Origin of the sequence: Serratia sp. (in: enterobacteria) (assembly GCF_052400455.1) — a bacterium.
Taxonomy (GTDB): Bacteria; Pseudomonadota; Gammaproteobacteria; order Enterobacterales; family Enterobacteriaceae; genus Serratia; species Serratia ureilytica.
On record NZ_CP185812.1, the window covers coordinates 794,602 to 820,278 of the forward strand.

Consider the following 25,677-nt stretch of genomic DNA (forward strand, 5'->3'; position numbering starts at 1 on the left):
TTGAACGGTGAAAAAATGATGAAAAAAAGTGCTTTATTTTCATCTGGATAAAAAACTTTGTTTAACGGTTTAAGCGTTATCCCTTACCAGAAAAACAGCTTAGTCATTTTGGTTATGATTTATTGCTATCCCTTATTTAATCGTTGCTATTCTGCTCGGTAACCTTACAAACTCTCCTGATCTTTTCCGCACGCCCGACGCAGCGAAGAGACAGCGACTGACACTGGCGCGCGCCTGGCAGGAAAGGCGCTAAGTATAGGAAATAAGTACAGCAATGACGACTCAGGCTCCTCCAACATCTTTGCTCCCGCTGACGCCCGAACAGCTGGCACGCCTGCAGGCGACGATCGGCGACTATTCGCCGACGCAGCTGGCGTGGCTGTCCGGTTATTTTTGGGGCATGGTCAATCAACAGCCAGGAGCCGTGGCCATTGCGCCCGCCGCCCCTGCCGCCGCCGGCATCACCATCATTTCCGCTTCGCAGACCGGCAATGCGCGCCGCCTGGCGGAGCAGCTGCGCGACGATTTGCTGGCCGCCAATCTGAACGCCACGCTGATCAGCGCCGGCGATTACAAGTTCAAGCAGATAGCGCAAGAGCGCCTGCTGGTGATCGTCGCCTCCACGCAAGGGGAAGGCGAGCCGGCGGAAGAAGCGGTGGCGCTGCATAAATACCTGTTCTCGAAAAAGGCGCCGAAGCTGAGTGACACCGCGTTTGCGGTGTTCGGGCTGGGCGACACCTCTTATGAGAATTTCTGTCAGTCCGGTAAAGATTTCGACGCCAAGTTGGCCGAACTGGGCGCCGAGCGCCTGGTGGAGCGCGTGGATGCCGACGTGGAGTATCAGGAACTGGCCGCCGCCTGGCGCAAACAGGTGGTGTCGGTGCTGAAGGCGCGCGCGCCGGCGGAAAGCGCCGCGCCGGGCGCGTTGGCCAGCGGCGCGGTCGACCTGATCGACAGCAGCCCGTACAGCAAGGAACAACCGCTCACCGCCCAACTGGCGGTCAAGCAGAAAATTACCGGCCGCGCGTCCGATAAAGACGTGCGCCATATCGAGATCGATTTGGGCGATTCGGGCCTGCGCTACCAGCCTGGCGATGCGCTCGGCGTATGGTTCGACAACGATCCGGCGCTGGTGGACGAATTGGTGCAGCTATTGTGGCTGAAAGGCGACGAACCGGTGGAGGTGGAAGGGCAAACCCTGCCGCTGGCGCAGGCGCTGCGCAGCCATTTCGAACTGACGCAGAACACCACGCCAATCGTCGATAAATACGCCGCGCTGTCGCGCGACGAAAAGCTGATCGGTCTGTTGGCGGATAAAGCCGCGCTGCAGCAGTATGCGCACAACACGCCGATCGTCGACATGGTGCGCCAGGCGCCGGCGGATCTGAGCGCCGAACAGCTGGTCGGGCTGCTGCGTCCGCTGACGCCGCGCCTGTACTCCATCGCCTCTTCACAGGCGGAAAATGAGAACGAAGTGCACATCACCGTGGGCGTCGTGCGTTACGACATCGACGGGCGCGCTCGCAGCGGCGGCGCCTCCGGTTTCCTGGCGGATCGCCTGGAGGAGGACGGCGACGTGCGGGTGTTTATCGAGCACAACGACAACTTCCGTCTGCCGGCCAACCCGGAAACGCCGGTGATCATGATCGGCCCGGGCACCGGCATCGCGCCGTTCCGCGCCTTTATGCAGCAGCGCGACGCCGACGGCGCCGGCGGCAAAAACTGGCTGTTCTTCGGCAACCCGCACTTTACCGAAGATTTCCTGTACCAGGTTGAATGGCAGCGCTACGTGAAAGACGGCCTGCTGACCCGCATCGATCTGGCCTGGTCCCGCGACCAGCAACATAAAATATACGTACAAGACAAACTGCGCGAACAGGGCGCGGAAGTGTGGCGCTGGATTCAGGAAGGCGCGCACATTTACGTCTGCGGCGATGCCAATCGCATGGCGAAAGACGTGGAACACACATTACTGGAACTGGTGGCCGAGCACGGTGGCATGGATACCGAGCAGGCGGATGAATTTTTAAGTGAGCTGCGCCTTGAGCGCCGTTATCAGCGAGATGTTTACTGATGAGTGATAAACACCCCGGGCCTTTGGTGGTCGAAGGCAAACTGGCCGATGCGGAGCGCATGAAGAAGGAGAGCAACTTCCTGCGTGGCACCATCGCCGAAGATTTGAACGACGGCCTGACCGGCGGCTTCAACGGCGACAACTTCCTGCTGATCCGTTTTCACGGCATGTACCAGCAGGATGACCGCGACATTCGCGCCGAACGCGCCGAGCAGAAGCTGGAGCCGCGCCACGCCATGATGCTGCGCTGCCGCCTGCCGGGCGGCGTCATCAGCCCGCAGCAGTGGCTGGGCATCGACAAGTTCGCGCAGGAGAGCACGCTGTACGGCAGCATTCGCATCACCAACCGCCAGACGTTCCAGTTTCACGGCATCCTGAAAGGCAACGTCAAACCGGTGCACCAGTTGCTGAATCGCCTGGGGCTGGACGCGCTGGCGACCGCCAACGACGTGAACCGCAACGTGCTGTGCACCTCCAACCCGGTGGAGTCCGAGCTGCATCAGGAAGCCTACGAGTGGGCGAAGAAGATCTCTGAACACCTGCTGCCGCGCACCCGCGCCTACGCAGAGGTGTGGCTGGATCAGGAGAAGGTGGCCACTACCGACGAAGAGCCGATTCTGGGGCCGACCTACCTGCCGCGCAAATTCAAAACCACGGTGGTGATCCCGCCGCAGAACGACGTCGATCTGCACGCCAACGACATGAACTTCGTGGCGATCGCCGAAAACGGCAAGCTGGTGGGCTTCAACCTGCTGGTGGGCGGCGGGCTGTCCATTGAGCACGGCAACAAGAAAACCTACGCGCGGCAGGCCAGCGAGTTCGGCTACATTCCGCTCGAGCATACGTTGGCGGTGGCGGAAGCGGTGGTCACCACGCAGCGCGACTGGGGCAACCGCACCGACCGCAAGAACGCCAAGACCAAATACACGCTGGAGCGCGTCGGCGTGGACGTTTTCCGCGCCGAAGTGGAAAAGCGCGCCGGCATCACCTTCGCGCCGATCCGCCCGTATGAATTCACCGGCCGTGGCGATCGCATCGGTTGGGTGAAGGGCATCGACGATCAGTGGCATCTGACGCTGTTTATCGAGAACGGCCGCCTGCTGGACTATCCGGGGCGCCCGCTGAAGACCGGCATGGCGGAGATCGCCAAGATCCATAAAGGCGACTTCCGCCTGACGGCGAACCAAAACGTGATCATCGCCGGCGTGCCGGAAAGCGAGAAGGCCAAGATCGACGCCTTGGCGCGCGATCATGGCCTGATCGACGACCAGATCAGCGAGCAACGCAAGAACTCGATGGCCTGTGTGTCGTTCCCGACCTGCCCGCTGGCGATGGCGGAGGCCGAGCGCTTCCTGCCGCAGTTCGTCACCAAGGTTGAGGAGATCATGCATCGGCACGGGATGGGCGACGAGCATATCGTGCTGCGCATCACCGGCTGCCCGAACGGCTGCGGCCGCGCGCTGCTGGCGGAGCTGGGGCTGGTGGGCAAGGCGGTCGGCCGCTATAACCTGCATTTGGGCGGCAACCGCGAAGGCACGCGCATTCCGCGCATGTACCGCGAGAACATCAACGAAGATGAGATCCTGAGCGAGATCGATCTGCTGGTGGGGCGCTGGGCGAAGGAGCGCAACGCCGGCGAAGGTTTCGGCGACTTCACCGTTCGCGCGGGCATCGTCAAACCGGTGCTGGATCCGGCGCGAGATTTTTGGGAGTGAGGCCGGGCGGCCCCTGGGCAGAGGGGCCGCACAGGTAATTTCAAGTATCAGGAGAGACAACATGGCTGAATTCGATCTGGCGGCGCTGAACGCGTTGCCCAAATCCGGGCAGGCGCTGGCATTGGCGGTGGTCAACGGCCAGCTGGAGAGCCTCAGCGCCGAACAGCGCGTTGCATGGGCGCTGGAGCATCTGCCCGGCGAGTTCGTACTCTCGTCCAGTTTCGGCATTCAGGCGGCGGTATGTCTGCACCTGGTGACGCGCATCCGGCCGGATATCCCGGTGATCCTGACCGACACCGGTTACCTGTTCCCGGAAACCTATCGCTTTATCGATCAACTGACCGACCAGCTGAAGCTGAATCTGCAGGTGTTCCGCGCCGAACAGTCTCCCGCCTGGCAAGAGGCGCGCTACGGCAAACTGTGGGAGCAGGGCGTGGAAGGCATTGAAAAGTATAACCAGATCAATAAGGTCGAGCCGATGAACCGCGCGCTGGAGACGCTGGGCGCGCAGAGCTGGTTCGCCGGCCTGCGGCGCGAACAGTCCGGCAGCCGCGCCAATCTGCCGGTGCTGGCGGTGCAGCGTGGGGTGTTCAAGATCCTGCCGATCATCGACTGGGACAACCGCAAGATTTACCAGTATTTGACCGAACACGGGCTGAGCTACCACCCGCTGTGGGAGCAGGGCTACCTGTCGGTCGGCGATACCCACACCACCCAAAAGTGGGAGCCGGGCATGAGCGAGGAAGAGACGCGCTTCTTTGGCCTGAAGCGCGAGTGCGGCCTGCACGAAGGCTAAACGACGCGAATGACATCACAGGGCTCAGCAATGCTGGGCCCTGTTTTTTTACGGGCTACTTTTTCTTTTGCGCTTTCGGCGGGTGCGCCTGCGCCAGCTCTTTGATCAAGGGCAGCAGGATCTGCACGCTGTCGCGGCTGCGTTTGTCGATCCGCCCCGGCAGGTAGCGATCCAGATATTGCAGGTTGTCGTACTGCGGGCGGTGCCAGGTGATGCCCTGCGGGAAGTGCGGGCTGACGGCGCGCTGCTGGTAACCGTCCTTGTCGCCCAGCGACCAGTTGGTGGCCTCCACTGACAATACCGGGATGCCTGCGGCGTCGAACACCTCTTGATCGGAACAGCAGCCGGTGCCTTGCGGATGCTGCGCGTTGCCTGGGTTGGTGGCGGCGGCGATGCCGTAGCGGTGGGCGATATCCAGCGCGCGATCGCGGGAGCGCTTCGCCATCTGCGGCGGCGTGTTGCGCCCGGCGTTGAAGTACAGACGATCGCCGGTGATCAGGCTGTCGAGGTTGATCACCAGCACGGTGTTGCTTTTCTCTTCCGCGCTCATGCGCTGCAGGTAGTTCTGCGCGCCCAGCGAACCGATCTCTTCAGCGCTGGTGGCGACGAAGCGCAGGCCGTAGGCGGTGGGGATATCCTTCAGGCGTTCCGCCAGCTCCAGCATCACGCCGATGCCGGAGGCGTTGTCGTCGACGCCCTGCAGCGTCAGGCCGCCGAGATTGTTATCCAGATCCTCGTCGCTCTGCGGCGTATAGGTGTCGAAGTGGGCGACGATCACGACCTGTTTCGGGCTGTTGCCGTTGCGGGCGGCGATCACCGAGCTGGCGGTGACGTTATTCCAGTTCTTCTTGCCGTCTTTGCTGGTGTAGAGATAGCGCGTATTGACGCTGCGAATATCGCTTTGGTAACCCATCTTGCCGAACTGCTGCTTGAGATAGTCGGCGGTGAGCAATTCTGCCGGGCTGCCCGCCATGCGGCCGGGGAAGTAAGTGGCGATGTGGCGGGTCTGTTCGGCGGCGAAACGGCCCATTGGCGCGTCTTTTACGGGCTGTGCGGCACAAACGCTGAAGACGCCGCCGAGTGCGAGGGCCAGCAGGCTGGTCTTCAGGTAAAAACGGGAAAACATACCGAAAAATCCTTCTTTGCTATCGGCGCTGCCGATCATTTTTCTTCGGCGCCCAGTATGAGACGACGGGCGGCATTACACAATTTCCCTGTCTCTTAATTTTCGCGCGAACGCGCAAATCGCCGTTGCGATGAGCATGGTTTGCCTCCTGCGATGCGGCCTATATTCCATAAAGGAACTAATCATTCCTTTTCGTCATTTCAGAGGCTAAATCTCAGCCCGTATAGTCACACTATCTTTCTGTTATATGAAAAGGCTGTTGTGGACTATCTACCAATATTCGCCGACCTGAAACAACGTCCGGTGCTGGTCGTTGGCGGTGGTGACGTGGCGGCGCGCAAAGTCTCCCTGCTTCAGCGCGCCGGGGCTGAAATACGGATAGTTGCGCAGTCGCTCTCACCGGAACTGGAACAACAACGTCAGCAAGGGCGGGTGCTCTGGCTGGGGAAAACCTTTGATCCGCAGCAGCTGGACGACGTGTTTCTGGCGATCGCCGCCACGGACGACAATGCGCTGAACGCCGCGGTGTTCGCCGAGGCGGATAAACGCCGGGTGCTGGCCAACGTGGTGGACGATCAGCCGCGCTGTTCGTTCATCTTCCCGTCGATCATCGATCGCTCGCCGCTGGTGGTCGCCGTATCGTCCAGCGGCCAGGCGCCGGTGCTGGCGCGGTTGCTGCGCGAAAAGCTGGAGGCGTTGCTGCCCGCCAGTTTGGGGCAGATGGCGCAGGTGGCGGGCCGCTGGCGCGGCCAGGTCAAACAGCGGTTGGCTTCGATCGGCGAACGTCGCCGTTTCTGGGAAAACACCTTCGGCGGCCGTTTCGCCACGCTGGTGGCCAACGGCCAGACGGCGCAGGCGGAACGCCAGCTGGAGCAGGATTTACACCGCTTCGCCACAGGCGATGAGGGCACCCAGGGCGAGATAGCGTTGGTGGGCGCCGGGCCGGGCGACGTGGGGCTGTTGACCCTGCGCGGGCTGCAGGTGATGCAGCAAGCGGACGTGGTGCTGTATGACCATCTGGTCAGCGGCGAAATCCTCGATCTGGTGCGCCGCGACGCCGAGCGCATCTGCGTGGGCAAGCGCGCCGGCGCGCACTCGGTGATCCAGGAAGAGACCAATAGGCTGCTGGTGGAACTGGCGCAGCAGGGCAAGCGCGTGGTGCGCCTCAAGGGGGGCGATCCGTTCATCTTTGGCCGCGGCGGCGAAGAGCTGCAGGTGGCCGCCGCCGCCGGCATTCCGTTCCAGGTGGTGCCGGGCGTCACGGCCGCCGCGGGGGCGACCGCCTACGCAGGCATTCCGCTGACGCACCGCGACCACGCGCAGAGCGTGACCTTTATCACCGGCCACTGCCGGCCCGACGGCGATGGCCTGGACTGGGCCGATCTGGCCCGGGCGCGGCAGACGCTGGCTATCTACATGGGCACCATGAAGGCGGCGGACATCAGCCAGCGCCTGATCGCCCACGGTCGCGACGCCGCGACGCCGGTGGCGGTGATCAGCCGCGGCACGCGCGCCGATCAGCAGGTGCAGATCGGCACGCTGGAACAACTGGAATATCTGGCCCAACGGGCGCCGTTGCCGGCGCTGCTGGTGATCGGCGAAGTGGTGGAACTGCACCACCAAATCGCCTGGTTCGGGCATCAATCGCAGACGGAAGGGGCCGCGCGCCCGGCCGTCGTGAATTTGGCATAGGCAAGGCTTTTAAGGACCTGTTATGGACGAAAAACGACTCACTCATTTGCGGCAATTGGAGGCGGAGAGTATCCATATCATCCGTGAAGTCGCCGCTGAATTCGCCAACCCGGTGATGCTGTATTCCATCGGCAAAGACTCTTCCGTGATGCTGCATTTGGCGCGTAAGGCGTTCTTCCCCGGCACGCTGCCATTCCCGCTGCTGCACGTCGATACCGGCTGGAAATTCCGCGAAATGTACGAATTCCGCGATCGCACCGCGAAGGAGTACGGCTTCGAGCTGCTGGTGCATAAAAACCCGGAAGGGGTGGCGATGGGCATCAACCCGTTCGTGCACGGCAGCGCCAAGCATACCGACATCATGAAAACCGAGGGCCTGAAGCAGGCGTTGAACAAGTACGGTTTCGACGCCGCCTTCGGCGGTGCGCGGCGCGACGAGGAGAAATCGCGCGCCAAAGAGCGCATCTATTCGTTCCGCGATCGCTTCCACCGCTGGGATCCGAAAAACCAGCGGCCGGAGCTGTGGCACAACTACAACGGCCAGATCAACAAAGGGGAGAGCATCCGCGTCTTCCCGCTGTCGAACTGGACCGAGCTGGATATCTGGCAGTACATCTTCCTGGAAAACATCGACATCGTGCCGCTGTACCTGGCGAAACCGCGCCCGGTGGTGGAGCGCGACGGCATGCTGATGATGGTGGACGACGATCGCATCGATCTGCAGCCGGGTGAAGTGATCAGCCAGCGCATGGTGCGTTTCCGCACCCTGGGGTGCTGGCCGCTGACCGGCGCGGTGGACTCGCAGGCGCAAACCCTGCCGGAGATCATCGAAGAAATGCTGGTCTCCACCACCAGTGAACGCCAGGGGCGGATGATCGATCGCGATCAGTCCGGCTCGATGGAGCTGAAAAAGCGTCAAGGGTATTTCTAAGGAGCCGCCGGATGAACAACGCAATTGCACAACAAATCGCTGACCAGGGCGGCGTCGAGTCCTATCTGCACGCGCAGCAGCACAAGAGCCTGCTGCGTTTTCTGACCTGCGGCAGCGTCGACGACGGCAAAAGCACCCTGATCGGCCGCCTGCTGCACGATACCCGCCAGATCTACGAGGATCAGCTGTCGACGCTGCACAGCGACAGCAAACGCATCGGCACCCAGGGCGAGAAGCTCGATCTGGCGCTGCTGGTGGACGGTCTGCAGGCCGAGCGCGAGCAGGGCATCACCATCGATGTGGCCTATCGCTACTTCTCGACCGAAAAACGCAAGTTTATCATCGCCGATACCCCGGGGCATGAGCAGTACACCCGCAACATGGCCACCGGTGCCTCTACCTGCGATCTGGCGATCCTGCTGATCGACGCGCGTAAAGGGGTGTTGGATCAGACTCGCCGCCACAGCTTTATCGCGACCCTGCTGGGCATTCGCCATCTGGTGGTCGCGGTAAACAAAATGGATCTGGTGGACTATCAGGAAGCGGTGTTCGAGCAGTTCAAACAGGATTACCTGACCTTCGCCCAGCAGCTGCCAGGCGATCTGGACATCAAGTTTGTGCCGCTGTCGGCGTTGGACGGCGACAACGTGGCGAGCGAAAGCGCCCATATGCCGTGGTACAGCGGCCCGACCCTGCTGGAAGTGCTGGAGAGCGTTGACGTGGTCAGCGAGCGAGAAAACCAGCCGCTGCGCTTCCCGGTGCAGTACGTCAACCGCCCGAACCTCGATTTTCGCGGCTATGCCGGCACGCTGTCCGCCGGCGTGGTGCGGGTGGGGCAACGCATCAAAGTGCTGCCTTCCGGCGTGGAGTCCAGCGTGGCGCGCATCGTGACCTTCGACGGCGATCTGCCTGAGGCGGTGCCGGGCGAGGCGATTACGCTGGTGCTGAAGGATGAAGTGGACATCAGCCGCGGCGATTTGCTGGTCGACGCCGGCGAAAGCCTGCAGGCGGCGCAGAGCGCGCTGGTGGACGTGGTATGGATGGCCGAGCAGCCGCTGGTGCCGGGCCAGAGCTACGACATCAAGATCGCCGGTAAAAAGACCCGCGCGCGCGTGGAGAGCATCCGCCATCAGGTGGAGATCAATACGCTGGCGCAGCATCCGGCCGACACGTTGCCGCTCAACGGCATCGGATTGGTGGAACTGACCTTCGACGAACCGCTGGTGCTGGACAGCTACCAGAGCAATCACGACACCGGCGGGCTGATCTTTATCGATCGCATGAGCAACGTCACGGTGGGCGCCGGGCTGGTGCGTGAAACGCTGCAGGCCGCATCGGCGGCGCGCGGCGAATTCAGCGCCTTCGAGCTGGAGCTGAATGCGCTGGTGCGCAAGCACTTCCCGCACTGGGGCGCGCGCGATTTGCTCGGTGGCCGATAAGGTGGCCGCTGAACTGAGGGCGACCGGGCCGGACGATGAGAACGTGGTTTGGCATCCGCACGCGGTGACGCGCGCGGATCGCGAAGCGCGCAACGGCCATCGCGGCGCGGTGCTGTGGTTTACCGGGCTGTCCGGCTCGGGCAAATCCACCGTCGCCGGCGCGCTGGAGCAGGCGCTGCATGGGCTCGGCGTCAGCACCTACCTGCTGGACGGCGATAACGTGCGCCACGGCCTGTGCCGCGATCTCGGCTTCTCCGACGAGGATCGGCGCGAGAACATTCGCCGGGTGGGGGAAGTGGCCAAGCTGATGGTGGACGCCGGGCTGGTGGTGCTGACTGCATTCATTTCGCCGCACCGCGCCGAACGGCAGATGGTGCGCGAAATGCTCGGCGACGATCGCTTTATCGAGGTGTTTGTCGATACGCCGTTGGCGATCTGCGAGGCGCGCGATCCGAAGGGATTGTATAAGAAAGCGCGCGCAGGCGAGCTGCGCAATTTCACCGGTATCGACGCGGTTTACGAGGCGCCGCAGCAGCCGGAAATCCACCTTGATGGCCAACAATTGGTAACAAATTTGATTGCGCAATTGTTAGACGTGTTGCGTGGTCAGGCTATTATCAAACCCTGAATTCAAAAAAAGCGTGTGGCGTTTTTCGCCATGCGCTTTTTACTCTAAGCCGCCGCAGAGCGAGCCGAATAACCAGGGATCACTATGCAAAATGTCACGCCTATCTTGATCGACTCCAAGCAGTCAAAACAGGAGAAAGAGGAGCCTTCTTATTCTTTCCTGGGCGGCGTCAGCGGCTTTGTTTTCTACTGGCTGGCGTTCGCGTTGCCGTTTTTGGTTTACGGTTCCAACACGCTGTTTTTCCTGCTTTATACCTGGCCATTCTTCCTGGCGCTAATGCCGCTGTCGGTGCTGATCGGCATCACCCTCAGCATGCTGCTGCGCGGCCGTCTGATCTTGACGCTGCTGCTGACCGGCGCCGTTGTGCTGTGCCTGTTCTGGCTGGTGTTCAGCTTCCTGACCGGGTGGTGAGAGAGTGGGCGCCGAGGCCGGCGCCCGCAGGATTGCAAAGCCGTGCCGAAGGTTACAAAACTTTGCTCAAAAATGCCTGAGTGCGCGGATTGGACGGGTGACTGAAGATCTGCTGCGGCTGCCCCTCTTCCTGAATGATCCCCTGATCGATAAACAGTACCCGGTCGGCCACCTCGCGGGCAAAGCCCATCTCATGCGTGACGACCACCATGGTCATGCCCTCATGGGCCAGCGATTTCATCACCGCCAACACTTCGCCCACCAGCTCCGGATCGAGCGCGGAGGTCGGTTCGTCGAACAGCATGATTTTCGGCTCAATCGCCAGCGCGCGGGCGATCGCTACCCGCTGCTGCTGGCCGCCGGACAGGCTGTTGGGATAGGCGTCGATTTTGTCGAGCAGGCCGACCTTGCGCAGCAGCTGTTCCGCTTGCGCGATGGCTTCGGCGCGCGGCAGTTTTTTCACGCTTACCGGCGCCATGATGATGTTTTCCAACACCGTCATGTGCGGGAACAGGTTAAAGCGTTGGAACACCATGCCCACGCTTTCACGCATCTTGTTCAGGTCGGTTTTCTGATCGTGGACGGCGAAGCCATTCACCTCTATCTCGCCGCCGGAGAGCGTTTCCAGCGCGTTGATGCAGCGCAGGAAGGTGCTTTTACCGGAGCCGGAGGGGCCGATGACGCACACCACTTCGTTGGCGGCGATCCGGCAGGAAATGCCGCGCAGCACGTGGCTTTCACCGAACTGTTTTTGCAGGTTATGTACGCGAATCACTTTTACCGAACCTCTTTTCCATGTGTTGCACCAGCAGCGAGAGCAGGAAGGTGATGACCCAATAGACCAGCGAAATGGTCAGGTAGGGCTCCCAATAGGTGGCGTAGGCGCCGGAGACGGTGCGGGCGGCATAGGCCAGATCCGCCAGGCCGATGGCGGAGGCCAGCGACGAATCCTTGACGATGGCGATGGCGTTGTTGCCCAGCGGCGGCAGCATGCGCCGGAAGGCTTGCGGCAAGATAACCTGGCGCATGGTCTTGCCGTAGCTCATGCCCAACGAGCGCGATGCTTCCATCTGGCCGCGGTCGATCGATTGGATCCCGGCGCGGAAGATCTCCGACACATAGGCGCCGGCGTTGAGCGTGATCGCCACCACGCAGGAGAGAAAGGCGCCGTAGTCGGCGCGCAGCGCGCGGGCGAAGTCGACGCTCATCAGGCCGCTGGTGACCAGCAGGCCGTCGCGCGGGTTGATGAACAGCGGCACCAGCGCAAAGTGCACCACCATGATCTGCACGAACAGCGGGGTGCCGCGAAAGGCGCTGATGTAGATGCGCACCGGCCACTGAACGCCGTAATGCAGGATGGGTTTCCAGATGCCGTGCGGCGCCTGCGCCAAGCGCCCCAGACCGAGGATCAATCCCCAGGTGGTGCCCAGCAGCACGCAGATAATGGTGCATTTGATGGTCATCCAGGCGCCTTCCATAAACAGCGGCGCGTATTCCTGGATGATCTCCCAGCGGAAGTTCAAAGGGTATTCCTTCTTGGTATGCTGAAACGGTGGCGCGCCGACGGCCTTGCGGGCGCCGGCGGCAGGGCATTATTCCGCCGGCAGCGTCGGTACGTTGCTGTCGAACCAGGCTTGGTAGATCTTGGCGTAGGTGCCGTCGGCGATGATTTTCTTCAGGCCGGCGTTGATTTTGTTGCGCAGCTCATCGTTGCCTTTGGCGACGGCGATGCCGAAATACTGACGTTCGAACTTGGCGTCGGGCACCAGCTTGAAGGCTTTCTCAGGGTGGGTTTTGATGTAGAACTTGGCCACGCCGACGTCGCCGACCGCCGCGCCGATGCCGTCTTCATACAGCTCTTGCAGCATCAGCGGGGTATTGTCGAAGCGTTTGATGGCGGTGCTGTTTTTGCCCAGCGCGTCGGACACCACGATGTCGCCGGTGCTGGAGTTCACCACGCCGACCTTCAGCGCTTTCAACGCGGCAATGGAGTCTACCTTCGAGTCTTGCGGCACCACGATGGCCTGCTCTGCCGGGAAGTAAGGCGCAGAAAAATCAACCATTTGTTTGCGTTTATCGGTGATGGTGATGCCGGAGATGATGATATCGCGATCGCCGGAATTCAGCGTGGCGAAGATCCCTTCCCACGGCGTATTGATCAGTTTTATTTGAAAACCTTCGGCCTTGGCTACGGCTTTGATAATGTCGATGTCGAAACCTTCCAGCTGCTTTTGGCTGTTTTCAAACTCGAACGGCCGATAGGTGCCGCCGGAGCCGACGACGTAGGTAGGTTCAGCCGCCAACGCGGCGGTGGAGAAGGTGGCAGCCAGACAGGCGCCGATCAGAACTAAACGTTTTAACATCGCGATCCCCGATAATGAATGGTTATATATTGGAATTATTTATGCACTATGAGTGCATAAAAATAAGCTTCAATGAATGAAAGTGCAACCACTGCATGAGGATTATTCTTTCTATGGTGTTAAATATTCACTTCTTGCTTTACCTTGGCGTAAGCGACGGGTCAGGATGCGATGGTGCAGTGATTCTTGCTGCATAATGGAGGAAGGGCAGTGTGTGTATCAGCGGAAAACGCGGCGCGCGCGCCGGACTAAAGCGGCTTTTTTTGCCGCTTTCGCAGCGGAATTAGGCGCTGAACACGGGAATCCTTCATCCGTATTCTTAATTTGGCGTTGAAATGCCGCTCTCAGTGTGGAGTCCAACGAGAAGTTGTGGGATGATTGGTCGGTTTTTCAGGGGGCGGAGATGGGAAAACTTACGCTGCTATTGCTGGCATTGCTCGGTTGGTTACAGTATTCACTGTGGCTGGGCAAAAATGGTATTCACGATTACGTGCGGGTCAATGAAGACGTTGCGGTCCAACAGGGCAACAACGCGAAGTTGAAAGCGCGTAACGATCAGCTGTTTGCCGAAATCGATGATTTGAACGGCGGTCAGGAAGCGATCGAAGAGCGAGCGCGTAATGAGCTGGGCATGATCAAGCCCGGTGAGACTTTCTATCGTCTGGTTCCTGACCAATCCAGACGCAACGCGGCGTCTTCCTCGCAAAATAACGCACAAAAATAACGCATGAATCACTCCGCAGGCACCTTTCCCTCGGTGATTGCCGTCCTGCCCGCTGCCGGTATCGGCAGCCGCATGCAGGCGGAATGCCCGAAGCAATATTTAACCATCGGCCGGCACAGCATCGTCGAACACGCTATCCATGCCCTGTTGCGCCACCCGCGCATTGAACGGGTGATCGTGGCAATCGGCCCGGAAGATCGTCAGTTCGAACGGCTGCCCATCGCTCAGGATCCGCGGGTGACCGTCACCGAGGGCGGCAAACAGCGCGCCGATTCGGTGATGGCCGGGCTGAAACTGGCGGGTGAGGCGGACTGGGTGCTGGTGCACGACGCTGCGCGCCCCTGCCTGCACGCCGACGATCTCGAGCGCCTGTTGGCGATCACCGCACACAGCAAGGTGGGCGGTATTCTCGCCGCGCCGGTGCGCGACACCATGAAGCGCGCCGAACCTGGCCGCGACACCATCGCCCACACCGTTGAACGGCAGGATCTGTGGCATGCGCTGACGCCGCAGCTGTTTCCGCTGCCGCTGCTCAAGCAGTGCCTGCAGCGCGCGCTGGATGAAGGCGCGAACGTCACCGACGAAGCCTCTGCGCTGGAGCATTGCGGTTATCATCCGCTGCTGATCGCCGGCCGGGCGGATAACATTAAAGTAACGCGGCCGGAGGATTTGGCGCTGGCGGCGTTCTATTTGACTCAGTTGGACAATTAAGGAGCGCACCATGCGTATCGGTCACGGTTTTGACGTACATAAATTCGGCGGCGAAGGCCCGTTGGTGATCGGCGGTGTTCGCATCCCTTACGACAAAGGCTTGTTGGCCCACTCCGACGGCGACGTTGCGCTGCACGCCGCGACCGACGCCTTGCTGGGCGCGGCGGCGCTGGGCGATATCGGCAAGCTGTTCCCCGATACCGATCCGGCCTTCAAGGGCGCGGACAGCCGCGAGCTGCTGCGCGAAGCCTGGAAGCGCATCCGCGCCAAAGGGTACCGCCTCGGCAACCTCGACATCACGATTATTGCCCAGGCGCCGAAAATGGCGCCGCACATCCCGCAGATGCGCGTCTTCCTGGCGGAAGATCTGCAGTGCCATATGGATGACGTCAACGTGAAGGCCACGACCACCGAGCAGCTCGGCTTCACCGGGCGCGGCGAGGGCATCGCCTGCGAAGCGGTCGCCTTGCTGATCAAGGAATAACCGCATGGATATGGCGAATCTGACCTGGCTGCATGGCCAGCCGCAGAGCACCGGGGTGTTGAAAGCCAATCCGGAAGACTTCGTGGTGGTGGAAGACCTGGGCTTTGCGCCGGACGGCGAAGGCGAGCATGTGCTGGTGAACATCCGTAAAAACGGCTGCAATACCCAGTTCGTGGCCGACTATCTGGCGCGCTTCGCCGGTATTCACGCCCGTTCCGTCAGCTATGCGGGCTTGAAGGATCGCCACGCGGTGACCGAACAGTGGTTCTGCCTGCATATGCCGGGCAAAGACACGCCGGATTTCTCACAGTTTGCGCTGGAAGGCTGCGAGGTGCTCTCGTTCGCCCGCCACCTGCGCAAAATGCGCATCGGCAATCTGAAGGGCAACCACTTTACGCTGGTGCTGCGCCAGATTTCCGATCGTCAGGACGTTGAGCGCCGCCTGCAGGCTATCGTCGCGCAGGGCGTGCCAAACTATTTCGGCAGCCAACGCTTCGGCCGCGGCGGCAACAATCTGGTGATGGCACGCCGCTGGGCGAACGACGAAATCCGCGTTAAAGAGCGCAGCAAGCGCAGCTTCTACCTTTCCGCCAGCCGCAGTGCGCTGTTCAATCTGATAGCCGGCCGGCGCCTGGCCGACGGCCTGCAGCGCACCGTGCTGGAAGGGGATGCCCTGCAGTTGAGCGGCCGCGGTAGCTGGTTCGTCGCCAAAGCCGATGAGCTGGAGACGTTGCAACAGCGGCTGGATGCCGGCGAGCTGGCGATCACGGCTTCCTTGCCGGGCGACGGAGAGCCAGGCACCGCCGGCCAAGCCTTGGCTTTTGAACAACAATGCTTGGCGGAACAACCGGAATTGCTTACGCTTTTAAAGCGCGAGCGTGTCGAACCCGCTCGCCGGGCCCTGCTGTTGCAGCCGCAAAATTTGCAGTGGAACTGGTGGGATGACGTTACCGTGGAACTGCGCTTCTGGTTGCCGGCAGGCAGCTTTGCTACCAGCGTGGTTCGCGAAATCATGCAGCAGGATAACAGTGATGCGGATATTGCTGAGTAACGATGACGGCGTCAGCGCCCCAGGCATTCAGGTGCTGGCGGCGGCGCTGCGGGAGTTTGCCGAGGTGCAGGTCGTGGCGCCGGATCGTAACCGCAGCGGTTCTTCCAATGCCCTGACGCTGGAGTCGCCGCTGCGCACGCAGACGCTGGCCAACGGCGATATCGCGGTGCTGCAGGGGACGCCGACCGACTGCGTTTATCTTGGCGTCAACGCATTGATGCGCCCTGCGCCGGATATCGTGGTCTCCGGCATTAACGCCGGACCGAATTTAGGCGATGACGTCATCTATTCCGGCACCGTCGCGGCGGCGATGGAGGGCCGGCACCTGGGGCTGCCCGCGCTGGCGGTGTCGCTGAACGGTCACCAACACTACGCGACTGCTGCGGCCATTACCTGCCGCATCTTGCGTGCGCTGCAGCGTGAACCGTTACGCACCGGAAAAATCCTGAATATCAACGTGCCGGATTTGCCGCTGGCGGAGATCAAAGGCCTGCGCGTCACTCGCTGTGGCAGCCGCCATCCCGCCGATAAGGTCTTCTGCCAGCAGGATCCGCGTGGACAAAATCTCTACTGGATCGGGCCGCCTGGTGATAAATTTGATGTCGGGCCGGATACCGACTTTGCGGCGGTGGAACAAGGCTATGTGGCGATCACGCCGCTACAGGTGGATCTGACCGCCTACGCGGCGCAGGAAGTCGTGAAAACATGGTTAACCAAGGCAGAGGTTAGCGGGGAATGGTGAACAAGCGTATGCAAACATTGCTGACGCAGCTGCGTCAGCAAGGGATCCGGGACGAAAAGCTGCTGCGAGCGATCGAAGCGGTGCCGCGCGAGCGTTTTGTCGACGAAGCGCTGGATCACAAAGCCTACGAAAACACTGCATTACCGATCGGTTCCGGTCAGACCATTTCTCAGCCCTATATGGTGGCGCGGATGACCGAGCTGCTGAATCTGAAGCCTACTTCACGGGTGCTTGAGATCGGCACCGGTTCCGGTTATCAAACCGCCATCCTGGCGCATCTGGTGCAACACGTTTGTTCCGTCGAGCGCATCAAGGGGCTGCAGTGGCAGGCCAAGCGCCGCCTGAAGCAGCTCGACCTTCATAATGTTTCCACTCGCCACGGCGACGGCTGGCAGGGCTGGGCGTCGCGCGGCCCGTTCGATGCGATCATCGTCACTGCCGCGCCGCCGGAGATCCCGCAGGCGCTGGTTGAGCAGTTGGACGACGGCGGCATTTTGGTGTTGCCGGTGGGCGAGCAGGCCCAAACCCTCAAACGCATTCAGCGCCATGGCAACGATTTCGTGGTCGACGCGGTAGAGGCGGTGCGCTTTGTGCCGCTGGTGAAAGGCGAATTGGCCTAGCGATTGTCTGATTTTTCGACCGTCTGAAAAATCTGTTGCACTTTCATCACGTGCGGATAAGGTTTTCTCGTTCCAATCAGGCTAATTTTCACTAGAATTGGCCTTTCTACGTAGTTGTCTTATGGTGCGGTGACGCCAATGTGGTTAGCATTGGCGCGCGTTTTGATGCTCCGGCGGGAGATGACCTGGCGTTCAGGGATCGGCCGGCGGCGCCTTTACATCGCAGAAACTGGGAAGTGGCAAAAGCTCGGCTACGATGTAAAGGGTATTTTGGATATATCACTGATATTGCTGTCATGGGGGAAGCATGAGCACGGGAAGCCCAATGATTACGTTACGCCGGGTTGCGGTGTGTACGATGGTAAGTTTGTGGTTGGCGGGTTGTACAAACACGGCCTCGACGTCAGCCCCTATCAGCAGCGTGGGCGGCGGCGGCGCCGTTCCATCCGGCAATAATAATGGCGGAGCGCAGCAGGCCAGCCCAGAGGGCCGCATTGTCTATAACCGCAGTTATAACGCTATCCCTAAAGGGAGCTACAGCGGCGGCGACACCTATACGGTCAAGCGCGGTGATACGCTGTTTTACATCGCCTGGATCACCGGCAACGATTTCCGCGACCTGGCGCAGCGCAACAATATTCCCGAGCCTTACAGCCTGAATGTTGGCCAAACCATTCAACTTGGTAATGGTTCTGCCAATGGCGGCGGCGGTATGCTGGCGACGACTGACGCGACCAAAGGCGGTGTTCCGAAGCCACCTTCCAGCACCCAGATCCAGACGGCAACGGTTGATTCTCAATCAACTAACGCGTATTCTGAAAACTCGGGTAAACAGAATGTAGGTAAGATGTTACCTGCAGCGGGCGCCGCAGCGGTTGGGACCGCGACTGCGCCTGTTACCGCACCGGAAGCCGCTCCACCAGTGAGCAGCACCGTCAGCAACAGCGCTCCGGTCAGTACCTGGAGATGGCCGACTGACGGCAAGATTATTGATAACTTTTCCTCATCAGAAGGTGGGAATAAGGGCGTCGATATCGCCGGTTCCCGTGGGCAGCCTATCTTCGCTACCGCCGATGGTCGCGTAGTGTATGCAGGCAACGCTTTACGGGGTTACGGTAATCTAATCATCATCAAACATAATGATGATTACCTGAGCGCCTACGCTCATAACGACACAATGCTGGTCCGGGAACAACAAGAAGTGAAGGCGGGTCAAAAAATAGCCACCATGGGTAGCTCCGGTACCAGTTCAGTACGTTTGCATTTTGAAATTCGTTACAAGGGGAAATCCGTAAACCCGCTGCGTTATCTTCCGCAGCGATAGATTGGGCAGAATACGCTGAGATTCTGCTCGCGGTATCACGGGTAGGAGCAGCATATGAGCCAAAATACGCTGAAAGTTAACGAGTTACATGATGATGCGGATTTCGACGAGAATGGAGCTGAGGCTGAGTCGTTTGATGAAAAAGCGCTGGTAGAAGAAGAGGCCAGCGAGAACGATTTAGCGGAAGAAGAGCTGTTGTCTCAAGGCGTTACGCAACGCGTATTGGATGCGACGCAGCTCTATCTGGGTGAGATCGGTTATTCACCTCTGTTGACCGCAGAGGAAGAGGTCTATTTTGCGCGGCGTGCTCTGCGCGGTGACGTGCCGTCCCGCCGTCGCATGATTGAAAGCAACCTGCGGCTGGTGGTGAAAATCGCCCGCCGCTACAGCAACCGCGGTCTGGCGCTGCTGGATCTGATCGAAGAGGGTAACCTCGGTCTGATCCGCGCGGTGGAAAAATTCGACCCGGAACGCGGTTTCCGTTTCTCCACTTACGCAACCTGGTGGATCCGTCAGACGATTGAACGGGCGATCATGAACCAAACCCGCACCATTCGTTTGCCTATCCATATCGTCAAAGAACTGAATGTTTATCTGCGCACCGCGCGCGAGCTTTCCCATAAACTGGATCATGAACCGAGCGCTGAAGAGATTGCCGAGCAACTCGACAAGCCGGTGGATGACGTCAGCCGCATGCTGCGCCTGAATGAGCGCATCACCTCGGTGGATACGCCGCTGGGCGGGGATTCGGAGAAAGCGCTGCTGGACATTCTGGCCGACGAGAAGGACAACGGGCCTGAAGACACCACGCAAGACGACGATATGAAGCAAAGCATCGTCAAATGGCTGTTCGAACTGAACGCCAAACAGCGTGAAGTGTTGGCGCGTCGTTTCGGCCTGCTGGGCTATGAAGCGGCGACGCTGGAAGACGTGGGCCGGGAGATTGGCCTGACGCGTGAACGCGTCCGTCAGATTCAGGTTGAAGGTCTGCGTCGCCTGCGTGAGATTCTGCAGATGCAGGGCCTGAGCATTGAGGCGCTGTTCCGCGAATAACGCCGGTTGTTGAACCGCATCAAATAAAAACGGTGAGCATGATGCTCACCGTTTTTTTATGCCCGCGTTTGACGTCTGACTACACCATATTTTTCAGCCGGTAGATCCATTCCAGCGCCTGGCGCGGCGACAGGGAATCCGGATCCAGCGCCTCCAGGGCTTCTACTGCCGGCGAAGTATCTTCCTGCAACAGCGTCATCTGGGTGGCATCGACGCTGCCCGACGCGGTGTGGCTGGAGATGGATTCCAGCTCGCGCAGCTTTTGGCGGGCGCGCTTGATGACGTCGCGCGGCACGCCGGCTAGCGCGGCGACCGCCAGGCCATAGCTTTTGCTGGCGGCACCGTCCTGCACGCTGTGCATAAAAGCGATGGTGTCGCCGTGCTCAAGCGCGTCCAGATGCACGTTGACCACGCCTTCCATTTTTTCCGGCAGCGTCGTCAGCTCGAAGTAGTGGGTGGCGAACAGCGTCATCGCTTTGATGCGGTTGGCCAGGTTCTCGGCGCAGGCCCAGGCCAGCGACAGGCCGTCGTAGGTGGAGGTGCCACGGCCGATTTCATCCATCAACACCAGGCTGTGCTCGGTGGCGTTGTGAAGAATATTGGCGGTTTCGGTCATCTCCACCATGAAGGTGGAACGGCCGGAAGCCAGATCGTCCGCCGCGCCGACGCGGGTGAAGATGCGATCCACCGGGCCGATGGTGGCTTTGGCCGCCGGAACGTAGCTGCCGATGTGCGCCATCAGCACAATCAGCGCTGTTTGCCGCATATAGGTACTTTTACCGCCCATGTTCGGGCCGGTGATGATCAGCATGCGGCGCTGTGGCGACAGGGAGAGCGGGTTGGAGATAAACGGTTCGCTCAGCACCTGTTCCACCACCGGGTGGCGGCCTTCGGTAATGCGGATCCCCGGCTGGTCGCTCATGACCGGGCAGGCGTAGTTCAGGGTGTCGGCGCGCTCGGCCAGGTTGGCCAGCACGTCCAGCTCGGCCAGCGCGGCGGCGCTTTGCTGCAGTTCCGCCAGGTGCGGCAGCAGCAGATCGAACAGCTCGTCGTACAGGTTTTTCTCGATCGCCAGCGCTTTGCCCTTGGAGGTGAGTACCTTGTCTTCGTACTCTTTCAATTCCGGGATGATGTAGCGCTCGGCGTTTTTCAGCGTCTGGCGACGTACATAGTGGATCGGCACCAGGTGGCTCTGGCCGCGGCTCACCTGAATGTAGTAGCCGTGTACGCCGTTGAAGCCGACTTTGAGCGTATCCAGCCCCAGCTTTTCACGCTCGCGGATCTCCAGCCGATCGAGGTAGTCGCTGGCGCCGTCGGCCAGCGCGCGCCACTCGTCCAGCTCGCTGTTGTAACCGGGGGCGATCACGCCGCCGTCGCGCACCAGCACCGGCGGCGATTCAACGATCGCGCGTTCCAGCAGTTCGCGCAGCTCGTCGAACTGGCCTACCTGAGATAGCAGTTGCTGCACATGCGGCGTATCCACATCTTGCAGCACCGCGCGGATGTCCGGCAGTTGCTGGAAAGCATGACGCATGCGGGCCAGATCGCGTGGCCGCGCGGTGCGCAGCGCCAGGCGCGCCAAAATTCGCTCCTGATCGCCCACCTGGCGCAGCGAAGGCTGCAGATCGGCGAACCGTTCCTGCAATGCGCCGATCGCCTGCTGGCGGGCGGTCAGCACCTTGATGTCTCGGGTCGGCATGTGCAGCCAGCGTTTCAGCATGCGGCTGCCCATCGGCGTGACTGTGCGATCGAGGATCGCCGCCAGCGTGTTGTCGCTGCCGCCGGACAGGCTCTGCGTCAGCTCCAGGTTGCGGCGGGTGGCGGCGTCCATGATGATGCCGTCCTGCTGACGCTCCATGGTGATGCCGCGAATGTGCGGCAGCGAAGTGCGCTGGGTATCTTTCACGTACTGCAACAGACAGCCGGCGGCGCGCAGCGCCTGATGCGCCTGCTCGACGCCGAAGCCGGTCAAATCGCGGGTGCCGAACTGCAGGTTGAGTTGTTGGCGTGCGGTCTCCAGTTCGAATTCCCACAGCGGACGGCGGCGCAGGCCGTGGCGCTGCTCGATCAGCGCCATTTGTTCGAAGGTTTCCGGGTAGAGCAGCTCGGCCGGATTGGTGCGCTGCAGCTCGGCGGCCATGGTCTCTAGATCCTGCGGCTCGGCGACGCGGAAGCGGCCGGAGCTCACGTCCAGCGTGGCGTAACCGAAGCCGCGCGCATCCTGCCAGATCGCCGCCAGCAGGTTGTCCTGGCGCTCTTGCAGCAGCGCTTCGTCGGTGATGGTGCCGGGGGTGACGATGCGTACCACTTTGCGCTCGACCGGCCCTTTACTGGTGGCCGGATCGCCGATCTGTTCACAGATGGCGACGGATTCGCCGAGTTGAACCAGCTTGGCCAGGTAGTTCTCCACCGCGTGGTGCGGCACGCCGGCCATCGGGATCGGCTCGCCCGCCGAGGCGCCGCGTTTGGTCAGCGAGATATCCAGCAGTTGGGAAGCGCGCTTGGCGTCGTCGTAAAACAGCTCGTAGAAGTCGCCCATGCGGTAGAACAGCAGGATTTCAGGATGCTGGGCCTTGAGGCGCAGGTACTGCTGCATCATCGGCGTGTGCGAATCGAGTTTATCGGTGCTATTCATGCGATTATTTTTCCAATCCATTGAATGTAAAGGGAACTGTGATTTTCATTGTCGTCATTCGCTATCACATTGTTTCAGCAGGCGTCGCCCCACTCAGCGCTTGGCGGGCGGCGCAAATCAAATCATCAAAACGCCAAACGGCGCACTCAAACCTGAGGTTTGCACAGACGCTTATACTAGCCCAGCGGGCAATCGGCTGTCACAGGTAAAAATGGGAAGCGCTGCGCAAGGCGGGTTTGTAACGCGGCGAGATTGTTGTTCGCCTGCGGGCAACAACGCAAGTGGCCGCCCGCTGAGGCGGCGTAGAGGTTATTGCGCGGCGGTGAGAGGCAAGGGCAGTTGATAGATGCGGAAGCTGTCGGGCACTTCGGTTTCATGGCCGGGCAGCAGGCGGTGGCGGATGCGCGACTCGCTGACGAAGGCGCAGCCTTGTGGGGTGATAGTCAGGTTGACCGGCGACTCCATGCCTTCGCGCAAGACCTCAATCCGATGCATGCCGGTCGCTTTTGGCAACGCGATCCGCAGGATCCGCCCTTGGCCGCTCTGGATCCCGTTCTCCAGCACGATCAATGCGCCGTCCGGCGCCAATCCCATTCCGTCCGGGTTTTCAATCAGGCGCGGCAGCTGCATTTCCGTCAGCTGCGGCTTTGGATCGTGATAGCTGAGAGTGTAAAGCTTACCGGTGCCGAAATTGGCGACAGCCATCAGCCGATCGTCGAGCAGCACGATCCCGGCCGCGCCCAGCCCGCTCGGAGCCGCCAACCGCGCATCCTGAAACAGCGTACTGAATGCCGCTTCGCCCGGCCGCAAGCGCAGGATGCCGCCGCCTCGGGTTTCTGTCACGTACACCGTGCCGTCTGCGCCGAGCACGATATCGTTGCCCATTTCCCCCGTCGGCAGCGCCAGGCTGCGGTTGAGCGTGCCATCGGCGACGTTCAGCGCATAGATGCGGTTGGCGCGCGATTTGCCGCCGGAAAGGAAGTCCGGCGAATTGCCCCATAGCAACCCGCGCCGTTCGTCCAGCCGCAGCGCGTTTGAGGCGAACACCGTGTCAGCGCCAGGGAAAAAGGTTTCCCACGCTTTACCCGGCCGCTTGCGCAGCACGTTGCCGCTGGTGATCAGGCCGACATACAGCGTGCCGTCCGCCGCGCGGGCGATGCCGTTGGGATAAAGCGCGCCGGGCGGCAGCGTCATGCTGCTTTCGGCGCAGTGGGTATTGGCGGCGGCCTGCGCCGGAGTGGTCAGGGGGAGCGCGGCGGCGAGGGTGAACAACGCTGCTCGCGCGGTAAGCGCATATGACATGTCTTCTCTCCTGGAAGGACGGAAAAGGGGCTACCAGCGATCGGGGCGGGCAGCGTGCGCCATCGGCGCCTCCAGCGCGGCCACGTCTTGCGGCGATAAGCTGAGATTGAGCGCCGCCAGCGCATCCTGCAGATGGTGCGGCTTGGACATGCCCACCAGCGGTGACGCCACGCCGGGTTTGGCCAGCAGCCAGGCCAGCGCGATCTGCGCCGATGGAACGCCGCGCGCGGCCGCCACCTCCGCTACCGCTGCGACGGTGCGTTCCACTTCGTTTCTGCCGCCGTACCAACGGGGCGCCTGTTCGTCGGTGGCGGCGCGCAGCGTGCCGGCGTTGCCGGAACCGGCCAGCACGCCGCGAGCCAGCGGCGACCAGGGCGTCAGGCTGAGCCCCTCCTCCAGGCACAGCGGGATCAGCTCCTCTTCATCTTCACGCGTCACCAGGTTGTATTGGCTTTGCAGCGAAATAAACGGCGCCAGGCGGTGCTGACGCTGAAAGGCCAGCATTTTCATCAGGCGCCAGGCGTGCAGCGAGGAGGCGCCTAGATAGCGGATCTTGCCCGCCCGTACCAGGCCGTCGAGGGTGTCGGCGGTTTCTTCGATCGGCGTTTCGGTGTCGAAGCGGTGCAGCACAAACAGATCGAGGTAATCCGTCCCCAACCGCTGCAAAGAGGCGTCGACGCTGTGCAGCAGGTGCTTGCGCGACAGCCCTCGGCTGTTCGGCTGCGCGTCCATCGGAAAGTAGGCCTTGGTGGCGATCACCACGTCTTCGCGGCGGGCGAACGCCTTCAGGGCGCGGCCGAGAATGCGCTCGCTTTCTCCGCCGGAGTAAATGTTGGCGGTATCGAAAAAATTGATGCCCGCTTCCAGCGCTTCGCGGATAAAGGGGCGCGCTTCATCTTCCTTCAGCACCCAGGGGCGCCAGGCCGGATCGCCATAGGTCATGCAGCCCAGGCAGAGACGAGACACTTTCAGGCCGCTGTCGCCAAGCCGAACGTAGTTCATGGCATCGTCTCCTCAGCGCATGCCGGCGATGGTGTAACCGCCGTCCACCAGCAGGCTTTGGCCGGTGATGAAGCGGGCCTCGTCCGTCGCCAACCACAGCGCCACATCGCCGATGTCTTCCGATTCGCCCAGGCGGCCGGCGGGCGTATGGGCGATAAAGGGCGCGAACGCCGCGCTGTCGGCCACGCTGCCGCGTGCCATCGGCGTGTCGATGATGCCGGGGTTGATGTTGTTGACGCGGATGCCCTGGCCGCTGTATTCGAGCGCCACCGCGCGGATCATCGCATCGAGCGCCCCTTTGCTGGCGGAGTAGCTGGATGAGCCGGCCAGCGCGCCGTGGGTCAGCCAGGAGGAGGTGTTGATGATCACGCCGCCCGACCGCTGAGCCAGGAAGGTTTCAATCTCGTATTTCATCGCCAGCCAGACGCCTCTGAGGTTAATGGCAATCACCCGGTCAAAATCCTCGCTGCTCTGTTCGGTGATGGGGGCGAAGTTGCCGATGATGCCGGCGTTGTTGAAAGCGACGTCGAGCCGGCCGTAGTGGGCGGTCACCGCGGCGAGCAGCCGGCGGATATCGTCTTCTTGGGAGACGTCGGTCACGATGGGCAGGGCATCGCCGCCAGCCAGCGCGATATCGCGCGCCGTGGCTTCGATCTCCGCCGCGCGCCGGCCGGCCAGCGCCACGTTGGCGCCTTCGCGGGCATAGGCCAGCGCGGCGGCGCGGCCGATGCCGGTGCCGCCGCCGCTCACCAGTACGACTTTGCCCGCCAGACGGCGCGGCGTTTCATGGGTTGGAGCTGTAGCATTAATCATCGCATCGATACCTGGTAATGGGTTCGATCGCAATGCTATGT

24 protein-coding genes are annotated in these 25,677 nt (G+C 61.3%); 16 read left to right on the plus strand and 8 right to left on the minus strand.

Going from position 1 to position 25,677, the window contains the following annotated elements; all coding sequences use genetic code 11:
* Positions 1–274 precede the first annotated feature (274 nt).
* The 3 genes from cysJ (at position 275) to ACORQT_RS03695 (ending at position 4,585) form a co-directional block, all read left to right on the plus strand.
* Positions 275–2,074 (plus strand): NADPH-dependent assimilatory sulfite reductase flavoprotein subunit, encoded by a 1,800-nt coding sequence (cysJ, locus tag ACORQT_RS03685; protein ID WP_033651649.1) that lies wholly within the window; start codon positions 275–277, stop codon positions 2,072–2,074.
* A complete protein-coding gene (gene cysI / locus ACORQT_RS03690; RefSeq protein WP_033641880.1) occupies positions 2,074–3,789 on the plus strand; it encodes an assimilatory sulfite reductase (NADPH) hemoprotein subunit in 1,716 nt (571 codons plus the stop codon). The genes cysJ and cysI overlap by 1 nt, the downstream gene beginning before the upstream one ends.
* Positions 3,790–3,850: 61 nt before the next feature.
* Entirely contained in the window at positions 3,851–4,585 is a 735-nt protein-coding gene (locus ACORQT_RS03695) for a phosphoadenylyl-sulfate reductase (protein ID WP_047025218.1), read from the plus strand.
* 55 nt (positions 4,586–4,640) lie between these two features.
* Here ACORQT_RS03695 and ACORQT_RS03700 read toward each other — a convergent pair whose 3' ends face one another.
* Positions 4,641–5,711, minus strand: coding sequence for an aminopeptidase (locus ACORQT_RS03700; protein WP_103101755.1), 1,071 nt, complete (start codon positions 5,709–5,711; stop codon positions 4,641–4,643).
* 261 nt (positions 5,712–5,972) lie between these two features.
* On the opposite strand from ACORQT_RS03700, the gene cysG reads away from it, so the two are divergent.
* The 5 genes from cysG (at position 5,973) to ACORQT_RS03725 (ending at position 10,812) form a co-directional block, all read left to right on the plus strand.
* On the plus strand, positions 5,973–7,403 hold the full coding sequence (gene cysG, locus ACORQT_RS03705; RefSeq protein ID WP_164057574.1) for a siroheme synthase CysG: 1,431 nt from the start codon (positions 5,973–5,975) through the stop codon (positions 7,401–7,403).
* Positions 7,404–7,425: 22 nt separating this feature from the next.
* Positions 7,426–8,334, plus strand: coding sequence for a sulfate adenylyltransferase subunit CysD (cysD, locus tag ACORQT_RS03710; protein ID WP_033641883.1), 909 nt, complete (start codon positions 7,426–7,428; stop codon positions 8,332–8,334).
* Positions 8,335–8,345: 11 nt separating this feature from the next.
* Positions 8,346–9,773, plus strand: coding sequence for a sulfate adenylyltransferase subunit CysN (cysN, locus tag ACORQT_RS03715; protein ID WP_033641884.1), 1,428 nt, complete (start codon positions 8,346–8,348; stop codon positions 9,771–9,773).
* The gene (cysC, locus tag ACORQT_RS03720) at positions 9,712–10,401 is read left to right on the plus strand and encodes an adenylyl-sulfate kinase (RefSeq protein WP_079656228.1); all 690 of its coding nucleotides are present in this window, start codon (positions 9,712–9,714) and stop codon (positions 10,399–10,401) included. The genes cysN and cysC overlap by 62 nt, the downstream gene beginning before the upstream one ends.
* 84 nt (positions 10,402–10,485) lie before the next feature.
* On the plus strand, positions 10,486–10,812 hold the full coding sequence (locus ACORQT_RS03725) for a DUF3561 family protein (protein ID WP_033641885.1): 327 nt from the start codon (positions 10,486–10,488) through the stop codon (positions 10,810–10,812).
* A gap of 52 nt (positions 10,813–10,864) precedes the next feature.
* Here the strand turns inward: ACORQT_RS03725 and ACORQT_RS03730 are convergent, their stop codons facing one another.
* The 3 genes from ACORQT_RS03730 to ACORQT_RS03740 all read right to left on the minus strand — a co-directional run bounded on the left by ACORQT_RS03730 (position 10,865) and on the right by ACORQT_RS03740 (position 13,175).
* Entirely contained in the window at positions 10,865–11,587 is a 723-nt protein-coding gene (locus tag ACORQT_RS03730) for an amino acid ABC transporter ATP-binding protein (protein ID WP_164057575.1), read from the minus strand.
* The gene (locus tag ACORQT_RS03735; RefSeq protein ID WP_042706788.1) at positions 11,571–12,290 is read right to left on the minus strand and encodes an amino acid ABC transporter permease; all 720 of its coding nucleotides are present in this window, start codon (positions 12,288–12,290) and stop codon (positions 11,571–11,573) included. Before ACORQT_RS03735 ends, ACORQT_RS03730 begins: the two co-directional genes overlap by 17 nt.
* 114 nt (positions 12,291–12,404) lie before the next feature.
* Positions 12,405–13,175, minus strand: a complete 771-nt coding sequence (locus ACORQT_RS03740; protein ID WP_033651644.1) for a basic amino acid ABC transporter substrate-binding protein — start codon at positions 13,173–13,175, stop codon at positions 12,405–12,407.
* A 403-nt stretch (positions 13,176–13,578) separates the two neighbouring features.
* Between ACORQT_RS03740 and ftsB the strand changes: the two genes are divergently transcribed.
* From ftsB to rpoS, 8 genes are all read left to right on the plus strand, one after another.
* Complete coding sequence (gene ftsB, locus ACORQT_RS03745; protein ID WP_016929043.1) at positions 13,579–13,899, plus strand: cell division protein FtsB; 321 nt, start codon at positions 13,579–13,581, stop codon at positions 13,897–13,899.
* 3 nt (positions 13,900–13,902) lie between these two features.
* A complete protein-coding gene (gene ispD, locus ACORQT_RS03750; RefSeq protein WP_164057576.1) occupies positions 13,903–14,610 on the plus strand; it encodes a 2-C-methyl-D-erythritol 4-phosphate cytidylyltransferase in 708 nt (235 codons plus the stop codon).
* A gap of 10 nt (positions 14,611–14,620) precedes the next feature.
* Positions 14,621–15,094 (plus strand): 2-C-methyl-D-erythritol 2,4-cyclodiphosphate synthase, encoded by a 474-nt coding sequence (gene ispF / locus ACORQT_RS03755; RefSeq protein WP_004932594.1) that lies wholly within the window; start codon positions 14,621–14,623, stop codon positions 15,092–15,094.
* Positions 15,095–15,098: 4 nt separating this feature from the next.
* Complete coding sequence (truD, locus tag ACORQT_RS03760; protein WP_164057577.1) at positions 15,099–16,145, plus strand: tRNA pseudouridine(13) synthase TruD; 1,047 nt, start codon at positions 15,099–15,101, stop codon at positions 16,143–16,145.
* Positions 16,126–16,887 carry a 5'/3'-nucleotidase SurE gene (gene surE / locus ACORQT_RS03765; RefSeq protein WP_033641889.1) on the plus strand — a complete coding sequence of 254 codons (762 nt, stop codon included), beginning with the start codon at positions 16,126–16,128 and terminating at the stop codon, positions 16,885–16,887. The genes truD and surE overlap by 20 nt, the downstream gene beginning before the upstream one ends.
* Positions 16,881–17,507, plus strand: coding sequence for a protein-L-isoaspartate(D-aspartate) O-methyltransferase (locus ACORQT_RS03770; RefSeq protein WP_004932585.1), 627 nt, complete (start codon positions 16,881–16,883; stop codon positions 17,505–17,507). The genes surE and ACORQT_RS03770 overlap by 7 nt, the downstream gene beginning before the upstream one ends.
* Before the next feature lie 325 nt (positions 17,508–17,832).
* Positions 17,833–18,831 carry a murein hydrolase activator NlpD gene (nlpD, locus tag ACORQT_RS03775; RefSeq protein ID WP_033641891.1) on the plus strand — a complete coding sequence of 333 codons (999 nt, stop codon included), beginning with the start codon at positions 17,833–17,835 and terminating at the stop codon, positions 18,829–18,831.
* 54 nt (positions 18,832–18,885) lie between these two features.
* Complete coding sequence (rpoS, locus tag ACORQT_RS03780) at positions 18,886–19,884, plus strand: RNA polymerase sigma factor RpoS (protein ID WP_019455119.1); 999 nt, start codon at positions 18,886–18,888, stop codon at positions 19,882–19,884.
* Between the two features lie 79 nt (positions 19,885–19,963).
* Here the strand turns inward: rpoS and mutS are convergent, their stop codons facing one another.
* From mutS to ACORQT_RS03800, 4 genes are all read right to left on the minus strand, one after another.
* The gene (mutS, locus tag ACORQT_RS03785) at positions 19,964–22,519 is read right to left on the minus strand and encodes a DNA mismatch repair protein MutS (RefSeq protein WP_047025251.1); all 2,556 of its coding nucleotides are present in this window, start codon (positions 22,517–22,519) and stop codon (positions 19,964–19,966) included.
* A 309-nt stretch (positions 22,520–22,828) separates the two neighbouring features.
* The gene (locus tag ACORQT_RS03790) at positions 22,829–23,821 is read right to left on the minus strand and encodes a Vgb family protein (protein ID WP_230079616.1); all 993 of its coding nucleotides are present in this window, start codon (positions 23,819–23,821) and stop codon (positions 22,829–22,831) included.
* Between the two features lie 30 nt (positions 23,822–23,851).
* Entirely contained in the window at positions 23,852–24,823 is a 972-nt protein-coding gene (locus ACORQT_RS03795; protein WP_042783707.1) for an aldo/keto reductase, read from the minus strand.
* A gap of 12 nt (positions 24,824–24,835) precedes the next feature.
* On the minus strand, positions 24,836–25,573 hold the full coding sequence (locus ACORQT_RS03800) for an SDR family NAD(P)-dependent oxidoreductase (RefSeq protein WP_308346994.1): 738 nt from the start codon (positions 25,571–25,573) through the stop codon (positions 24,836–24,838).
* Between the last annotated feature and the right edge of the window lie 104 nt (positions 25,574–25,677).

What these genes read in the sequence shown, in the direction of transcription:
- ispD (WP_164057576.1), top strand. Translation starts at nt 13,903, where the DNA reads ATGAATCACTCCGCAGGCACCTTTCCCTCGGTGATTGCCGTCCTGCCC.
- cysD (WP_033641883.1), top strand. Translation starts at nt 7,426, where the DNA reads ATGGACGAAAAACGACTCACTCATTTGCGGCAATTGGAGGCGGAGAGT.
- ACORQT_RS03735 (WP_042706788.1), bottom strand. Translation starts at nt 12,290, where the DNA reads ATGGAAGGCGCCTGGATGACCATCAAATGCACCATTATCTGCGTGCTG.
- mutS (WP_047025251.1), bottom strand. Translation starts at nt 22,519, where the DNA reads ATGAATAGCACCGATAAACTCGATTCGCACACGCCGATGATGCAGCAG.
- cysJ (WP_033651649.1), top strand. Translation starts at nt 275, where the DNA reads ATGACGACTCAGGCTCCTCCAACATCTTTGCTCCCGCTGACGCCCGAA.
- cysC (WP_079656228.1), top strand. Translation starts at nt 9,712, where the DNA reads ATGCGCTGGTGCGCAAGCACTTCCCGCACTGGGGCGCGCGCGATTTGC.
- ACORQT_RS03740 (WP_033651644.1), bottom strand. Translation starts at nt 13,175, where the DNA reads ATGTTAAAACGTTTAGTTCTGATCGGCGCCTGTCTGGCTGCCACCTTC.
- ACORQT_RS03790 (WP_230079616.1), bottom strand. Translation starts at nt 23,821, where the DNA reads ATGTCATATGCGCTTACCGCGCGAGCAGCGTTGTTCACCCTCGCCGCC.
- ACORQT_RS03700 (WP_103101755.1), bottom strand. Translation starts at nt 5,711, where the DNA reads ATGTTTTCCCGTTTTTACCTGAAGACCAGCCTGCTGGCCCTCGCACTC.
- surE (WP_033641889.1), top strand. Translation starts at nt 16,126, where the DNA reads ATGCGGATATTGCTGAGTAACGATGACGGCGTCAGCGCCCCAGGCATT.
- rpoS (WP_019455119.1), top strand. Translation starts at nt 18,886, where the DNA reads ATGAGCCAAAATACGCTGAAAGTTAACGAGTTACATGATGATGCGGAT.
- ACORQT_RS03795 (WP_042783707.1), bottom strand. Translation starts at nt 24,823, where the DNA reads ATGAACTACGTTCGGCTTGGCGACAGCGGCCTGAAAGTGTCTCGTCTC.
- ACORQT_RS03770 (WP_004932585.1), top strand. Translation starts at nt 16,881, where the DNA reads ATGGTGAACAAGCGTATGCAAACATTGCTGACGCAGCTGCGTCAGCAA.
- ACORQT_RS03725 (WP_033641885.1), top strand. Translation starts at nt 10,486, where the DNA reads ATGCAAAATGTCACGCCTATCTTGATCGACTCCAAGCAGTCAAAACAG.
- cysN (WP_033641884.1), top strand. Translation starts at nt 8,346, where the DNA reads ATGAACAACGCAATTGCACAACAAATCGCTGACCAGGGCGGCGTCGAG.
- nlpD (WP_033641891.1), top strand. Translation starts at nt 17,833, where the DNA reads ATGATTACGTTACGCCGGGTTGCGGTGTGTACGATGGTAAGTTTGTGG.
- cysI (WP_033641880.1), top strand. Translation starts at nt 2,074, where the DNA reads ATGAGTGATAAACACCCCGGGCCTTTGGTGGTCGAAGGCAAACTGGCC.
- truD (WP_164057577.1), top strand. Translation starts at nt 15,099, where the DNA reads ATGGATATGGCGAATCTGACCTGGCTGCATGGCCAGCCGCAGAGCACC.
- ftsB (WP_016929043.1), top strand. Translation starts at nt 13,579, where the DNA reads ATGGGAAAACTTACGCTGCTATTGCTGGCATTGCTCGGTTGGTTACAG.
- ispF (WP_004932594.1), top strand. Translation starts at nt 14,621, where the DNA reads ATGCGTATCGGTCACGGTTTTGACGTACATAAATTCGGCGGCGAAGGC.
- ACORQT_RS03695 (WP_047025218.1), top strand. Translation starts at nt 3,851, where the DNA reads ATGGCTGAATTCGATCTGGCGGCGCTGAACGCGTTGCCCAAATCCGGG.